At 66.6% G+C, this 5,998-nt stretch carries 9 protein-coding genes; 3 read left to right on the top strand and 6 right to left on the bottom strand.

Annotation, left to right across the window (positions count from 1 at the left end):
* Together K5S26_RS18365 and K5S26_RS18370 are read left to right on the top strand one after the other, a co-directional pair.
* Positions 1-277, top strand: a 277-nt coding sequence (locus tag K5S26_RS18365) for a DUF7882 family protein (RefSeq protein ID WP_221860937.1), incomplete at its 5' end; no start/stop codon positions are given.
* 87 nt (positions 278-364) lie between these two features.
* Positions 365-607 carry a hypothetical protein gene (locus K5S26_RS18370; protein ID WP_221860939.1) on the top strand — a complete coding sequence of 81 codons (243 nt, stop codon included), beginning with the start codon at positions 365-367 and terminating at the stop codon, positions 605-607.
* A gap of 60 nt (positions 608-667) precedes the next feature.
* On the opposite strand, the gene K5S26_RS18375 is transcribed toward K5S26_RS18370, so the two are convergent.
* Positions 668-856: a hypothetical protein gene (locus K5S26_RS18375; protein WP_221860941.1), complete on the bottom strand. Its 189-nt coding sequence runs from the start codon at positions 854-856 to the stop codon at positions 668-670.
* 118 nt (positions 857-974) lie between these two features.
* Here K5S26_RS18375 and K5S26_RS18380 point away from each other — a divergent pair, with 118 nt between their 5' ends.
* Positions 975-1,289: a hypothetical protein gene (locus K5S26_RS18380; RefSeq protein ID WP_221860943.1), complete on the top strand. Its 315-nt coding sequence runs from the start codon at positions 975-977 to the stop codon at positions 1,287-1,289.
* Positions 1,290-1,789: 500 nt separating this feature from the next.
* Here K5S26_RS18380 and K5S26_RS18385 read toward each other — a convergent pair whose 3' ends face one another.
* The 5 genes from K5S26_RS18385 to K5S26_RS18405 all read right to left on the bottom strand — a co-directional run bounded on the left by K5S26_RS18385 (position 1,790) and on the right by K5S26_RS18405 (position 5,687).
* Entirely contained in the window at positions 1,790-1,984 is a 195-nt protein-coding gene (locus K5S26_RS18385) for a glycine zipper domain-containing protein (RefSeq protein ID WP_221860945.1), read from the bottom strand.
* Positions 1,985-2,102: 118 nt separating this feature from the next.
* Positions 2,103-2,822: a 3-keto-5-aminohexanoate cleavage protein gene (locus K5S26_RS18390; protein WP_221860947.1), complete on the bottom strand. Its 720-nt coding sequence runs from the start codon at positions 2,820-2,822 to the stop codon at positions 2,103-2,105.
* A 107-nt stretch (positions 2,823-2,929) separates the two neighbouring features.
* Complete coding sequence (locus tag K5S26_RS18395; RefSeq protein WP_246604250.1) at positions 2,930-4,582, bottom strand: OmpA family protein; 1,653 nt, start codon at positions 4,580-4,582, stop codon at positions 2,930-2,932.
* A 96-nt stretch (positions 4,583-4,678) separates the two neighbouring features.
* Positions 4,679-5,467 (bottom strand): SOS response-associated peptidase, encoded by a 789-nt coding sequence (locus tag K5S26_RS18400; RefSeq protein ID WP_308123063.1) that lies wholly within the window; start codon positions 5,465-5,467, stop codon positions 4,679-4,681.
* Positions 5,406-5,687 carry a hypothetical protein gene (locus K5S26_RS18405; RefSeq protein WP_221860951.1) on the bottom strand — a complete coding sequence of 94 codons (282 nt, stop codon included), beginning with the start codon at positions 5,685-5,687 and terminating at the stop codon, positions 5,406-5,408. Before K5S26_RS18405 ends, K5S26_RS18400 begins: the two co-directional genes overlap by 62 nt.
* Positions 5,688-5,998 lie beyond the last annotated feature (311 nt).

A 5,998-nucleotide genomic window follows, 5' to 3' on the forward strand; every position in this document is an offset into this window, starting at 1 on the left:
CGACGGCAAAGAAACACCGATCACGGTTGACGACAGGGCGCTGGCGCACCTGAAAGCGGTGATGCTGACGAAGCTGCGACGCAACGAGAGCTTCGCCGTGTCCTGGTCGAACGAAGACGGCCACGGCCGAAACACCATCTGGGTCAACCCCGCCGTCCCGCTCCGATTCAGCTTCGACACCCCCACCTCTCCCGAGCTCGACCCCGAATGGCTCGTCCAACTCGCCGAGGAGGCAGTGCTCGGCGGCATCTCCTTCACCGCCAAGTCGGCCGGCTGACTCGCGCACCGGATCACGCAACGTATTCCGCTGTCAAGCCTCCGCGAGAACCAGTCGCAACCGGCATCAGCCTGGCAAGGTATGCGGGTGAACGCGACCTGGATCACCCACCGAGACACCACCGTCGCGGGACTGCGCGAGCTCATCACGAAGCTCGACGCCGCGTCTCTCGCACCAGACGACGAGGTGAGGATCCTCACCATCGAACCGTTGCGCGCGATCCTCGCCCCGACCAGCGCACTACTCGACGGCGAACCCGCCCCCGGCAGGATCTACACCTCAGCCAACCTTCCCGACGGCGGTGTGCTGCTCAAGGGACTGACCGGCTGATCCGACCGCCCCTCTCGGGTGAGCTTCGGCCCCCGCGTAGGGGCGGTTACGTCGTGTCGGTCAGTCTTCGCCCTCGGCCTGCCGGGCGAGGCGTTGCTTGCGGGCGTTCTCCTCCGCACGGAGCTTCTGGGGGTCTGCCAACGCTGCGAGGTAACCGTGTTTCACGGCGGCTCGCCCAGCGATGTAGATCACCAGCCAAGCGACCGGTGCAGCGAACGCGAGGTGGAGGAAGTAGTCGATCCAGGGCACGGGGGCACTCCTCTTCGTCGATCCGTGCGACGTTACACCCGAGTACCAGGTGCGACCTCGCGCCCGGTCCCCGGGAGGGGTGGTTTTCGTCGTGTCGGGGGCGGCGTCCTCTCCCGCCATGCCCCGTTCCCGGAACCTGCTGAGCGCTGAGACGCTGCGCGACATCCACCTGTCGGCGATCCACACCCGACACAAGTGGGACGCCGACCCGGTGCCGGTGATCGCGGAGCTACGGCGAGAGGCGGACGACCGGCTGGACATCCTCGCCGCGGCCGCGGGCCCGTGGGCTGGGTTCACGGAGCGGGACGAGGACGCGCAGGCGCTCGTCGGGGCGGTGATGCAGCTCGAGCTGCCGGGCCTCGACGAGGCGATCGAGCTCGGCCGATCCCGTGCTGCGCAGAGCGTGCACGCAACTCCACCGACGACGCACTAGGGCTGGTCGGTCGGATAATCGACATTGTGCCGGGTCGAAGCGAGTGGAGCGGGAAGAGGTACGGCGAGCACGGCGACCTGGTCACCGCGTTCCTGGACGAGGTGGCTGTCCGCAGCTTGGACGAGTGGCGCGCACTCGGATCGGGCGGTCTTGGGCGTTCGCTCGAGCGCACCGCGGCGATCGCAGTTCTCGTCGACGCGGATATCCCGGAGCCTGCCCGAGCTGCGGTGTCCAGGGCAGCCGACCGAGCTTACGGGGCGCTCGGGCTGCAGGAGAGCGACTTCGGAAGCCCGTATCCGCTCGGCCGGGTACGAACCGGAATCAGCACTGCCGCCATGGCGATAGCCGCAGGAGACCGGCTCGAGGCGAGATCTCGGGAGTTGCTGCTGCGGCCCTTCGCCGATGCGGGCTTCGTCTCGGCCGCAGCCGCTTTGGCGAAGCCTGCCATGCCATAGCCAGAAGCCGGCCAGCCCGGGCCCGCCGTCGACGGGGGGCGCCGGCTATGACTTCTTGCGATTGTCCATCGCGACTCCGAACGAGACGCCGATCGCTATGCCGACCCCAAGCCCGAGCGCGGGATTGTCGAAGACGAGCAACCCGAAGATCATTCCGAACGCAACGCCCAGCGCGATGCCGATCGCGAGCCAGTTCTGCGGGGCCTTCTCTTCCTTCTTCGGCGAGTTGTTGTCGGTCATGCCGCGACACTACGAGCTGCGCCGACCGTCACGCTTCCGTCGCAAGGTGGATATGTGGGCGGCGAGACCTCGTCGTCGATGGCTTGGGTGCCCCGCCAACCGGCCCTGTGCTCGAGGCTCAGACAGTCAAGTCGTTGTGTAACGCAAAGGTCACAAGGTCGGCGTTACTCTCGACCCGCGTTCCGTCGGGGAGTGTGAGCATATCTTCGAGACCGACGCGCGTCTGCAGCCCACGTTTCAGGGCGTCGGCGACCACCGTCCAGCCGGAGTCGTCCTCCGTGTGCTGCAGGCGGGGCGATCTGAGCTCGCATAGGTCCAGTGCTTGGTGCAGGTGCTCAATGGTGGCGAGGGCCGTCGTTCGCGACTGGTCGATCGGCTCGACGAGAATCCGAGTCAGGGCACCGTCAAGGCCCGAGAGCGCGAGCCGGCGGACGTCGGATACCGTCCACACGCCAGCCTCGACACCCATGCCTTGATCGAGAGCCCATCGCGCCAACTCGTCCCAACCCGCTTCGGCGACATTCACCGTGACATAGTCCGGCAGGGTAGACCACTGCCGAACGAGTTGCATCCGACGGGCCGGGCTACCTGCGATGGAAAGCTCGGTAGTAAGACCGATCGGCAGCGAGGTGCGACGCCGGATTGCTTTACAGACCTGCTCGACAACCGTGCCCTCGAGTGTCTCCCGTCCCGACACGTCTCGGGGATGAATGTGCAGGGCAGCGGCTCCTGCCTCGCTGCACGCTACAGCGTCCGCTGCGATGTCCTCGGCGCTCAGCGGAACCCTGTGATGATCAGCGCGAGTGCGAGACCCATTGACGGCGACCTGCACGAACATGCCTCAAGCATGCCGGTGCCATCCGACAGTCCTGTCGGATGGCGGGCACTGCTCTCCGACCTGCGGACGTGATCTGCCCGCGATTGGGGCCCGCCTAACTATCTTCGTCAGTTCTCGATGGGGATGTCGGTGAGTCTCCACGGGGTGGTGCCGAGGACGAAGGGTTGCTCGAGCGTGAGGGTCGTCGCGTCGGGGATGTCGCGGTACAGTGCGACGAATCGGAGGGTCGTCCCGCCGGCGGCGTAGTCCGATGCTGTGGGATCGGACGCGTTGCGCCACTCGACACTCCCCTCGATCGCGGACTCTCCCAGGAGGTAGTCCAGTGGGTACGTGGCTGTGGAGCCGACCAGGAGGCGCGGGGCGAAACCGGCGTTCTCGGAGGAGTATCCCGTGTCCATGCCTCGGAAGCTCCAGGCAGCCCCGCCAAGCCCCAGTGAAGTCTCGAGGTTCTCCGCGGGTCCTTCGTCCAGGCGCGTCGCCTCCACAGTGACAACGAGCATCCCGTCCACACGGCGTGCCGCAGGCGCCGACACATGGTAGTTGTACCCGTCACCCACCTCGCGGTCGAACCCCGTGGCTGCCTCCGCCTCTGCGCCGTCCTTCTGCGGTCCGTCCTCGAATGGGGGGAGGTCCCCGCTCGTGGGGATCTCCGTCTCGGTGGTCTTTTCCGAGGTGAGGGTGAGTGTGACGCGTCGGTTGAGCTGGCGGTTCTCGTCCGAGTCGTTCGTCACAAGCGGCTCGGTCTCGCCCTTGCCGGACGGCTCGATGTCGTAAGCGTCCGTGTCGACTCGCGCGGTCAGCGCCTCTGCAACCGCCGTGGCGCGACGCTCGGACAGTCCTTGGTTGGAGGCATCGTCTCCCACGTCGTCGGTGTGCCCCACGACGTCGATGACGCCACTGTCGTAACTCTCGATCGTCGCTACGGCAGCGGAAATGGCATCTGCGCCGCCCTCGCCGAGATCGTGCGATCCGGTGGCGAAGAGGACATCGCCGCTCAAGCGGATCTCGACCTTCTCCGTCGACTCGATCACCTCGACCGCACCCTCGAGCTGTCGGCTGTAACCCTCCAATGCGAGCACAGGCGCCTCAGCGATCGTCCCTACGGCGGACGTGATGTCGTAGTCCTCGTACTGGTCCGCACCGTCCTCGTCGCCCTCGGCATAGGGGGCGGGAACATCGCCGTGCACAACGGGCAACTCATCGATATACGTGCCCGGCAGCAACAGGCCGAGCGTCGCGTCATCACTCTCCGGGGCGGCGTACACCCGTTGCACACGGATGCCTGACTCCGGGACGTAGAACCCGCTCATGCCCGACGCCGTCCCCACGGCGTGCGCCTCATCGTCGGTTGCTGCCAGGTGGATCCTCTGTGTCCCCGGCTCGATCAGGCGCAGCGCGGCTGCCTCTTCGACGAGAAAACTCGAGCCGTTGAGGGTCGCATCGCCCTCGAAGCGTGAGGTGGGCACTCCCCACTCGGCGCCTTCCGGCACACTGGTCGCGTGCAGATCCACCGTCAGCACCAGATAGTCATCCACCGCCACCAGGGGATACACCTCCGCAGCGACCTCACCACCGCCGGTGACAAGGTTCACTTCCTCCACGGCGCTCAACGGATCGAGGGTCTCAGCGCCCGCACCGGTCGTTTCCGCCGGTTCAGAGGCCCGTTGCTCGGCCGGCACATCCGTGCACGCAGTCAACATCCCCAACCCCGTCAGCAGGACGAAGCAAGATGCACTGGTCAGACGCATGGAGCGCTTCATTCGCGGCCTCTCAATCGTTCGCACGCTAGGCACATACGAAACTCACAGTATCGCCATGACCTATCCCGCGGTGAGGGTCACTCAGTTAGCAACTAGCTAGTAGGAGATGGCCTCGACCAGCGTCGCGTCGGTGCGGTCGAGCCCGCGGATGCTGTTCACGCGGCGGTCGACGATGTGCGTGCGCAGGGTCGCGGCGACTTGCTCGGAGACGTCGGTGAGCAGCTGCTGCAGCCCTTCATCGGCGGGCTCGGGGTCGAGCCAGTCGTCCCAGGTTGCGGCCGGCAGGAAGGCGGGCATCCGGTCGTGGACTTCTCCGGACGCGTCGCGGGCTTCGCGGGTGATGACGACGAACCGGCGCTCCCCGTCGACGGACCATGTCAGTCCGGCCGCGGCGAGCAGCGCGTCACCGTGGATGAAGTGCGGGGTCTTGTCGCCCTTCTCGCCGGTCCATTCGAAGTATCCGGTCGTGGGGACGATGCATCGGGCGCGGGTGAACGCGGTGCGCCAGAACGACGTCGTGAGCTTCTCGATCCGTGCGTCGATGATCGGCGGCCCCGACGGGCGGTTCGCGGGCTTCGGCCAGTCCCACTTCGCCAGCTGCACCTCGCGTTCATCGTGCTCGCGCACGATCGGTGCCCGGTCGGTCGGCGCCACACTGTACGACGGCGCCCAGTCCTCCGCGCGGCCACCCTGCGCGACGAACTCCCGGATCAGCTCGTCCGTGGTCGTATCCATCGCGAATCGACCGCACATGGCGGCAGCGTAGCCGGGCCACCCCAGCTCGTCGATGGTCGCTGTCGGCTTCGGCGAGCTTCGCTGTGGCTCACATGGCGTTCCACGAGTCCGGCCACACCTCTGCGCTTTCGGGAACCAAGACATAGGCATCGCCGTCGACAGCAAAGAAGGCTTTGACGACGCCGAAACCGTCCTCGTCGCTGTACCTCGTCGGATCGCCCGCGCTCCACGCGTAGTAGGTCTCTGACTGCACACCCGGAACTCCGTCGACGACGGCGAAGAAGGGGGCCGAACCTCCGTCTGCGACTTCGAACGACCAGTTCTTGCCGGTGGGCGCACACGTGTAGGCCACACCGTCGATACCACCCACACCTCGCTGCCATCGTCCTCGCAACGATCCAGCACGCCCTGGGCGACCGTCTTGAGCTCGCCGTCAGCGAGCAGTGCAGCAGCGGCCTCCTCGCCCTCCGCAGACAGGTTCAGTGAGTAGGTGCCCGCGCCGCCGAGCATGGCGACGACCGTTTCAGACCCCGTCTCGAGAAGGGTGCTTTCGCGCGCGAGGGCGCCGGGCTCGTAAAGCCCTGGGTACAGTGCGGTGGAGGCCTGTCCGTCCTCGGTTGTGAAGGTCGCGAACGGCGGAGCGCTGTTCTCCGGACTTGCGAGCACCAGATAGTCGTCACC

The sequence above is a fragment of the Microbacterium marinilacus genome (assembly GCF_019753765.1).
GTDB lineage: Bacteria > Actinomycetota > Actinomycetes > Actinomycetales > Microbacteriaceae > Microbacterium > Microbacterium marinilacus.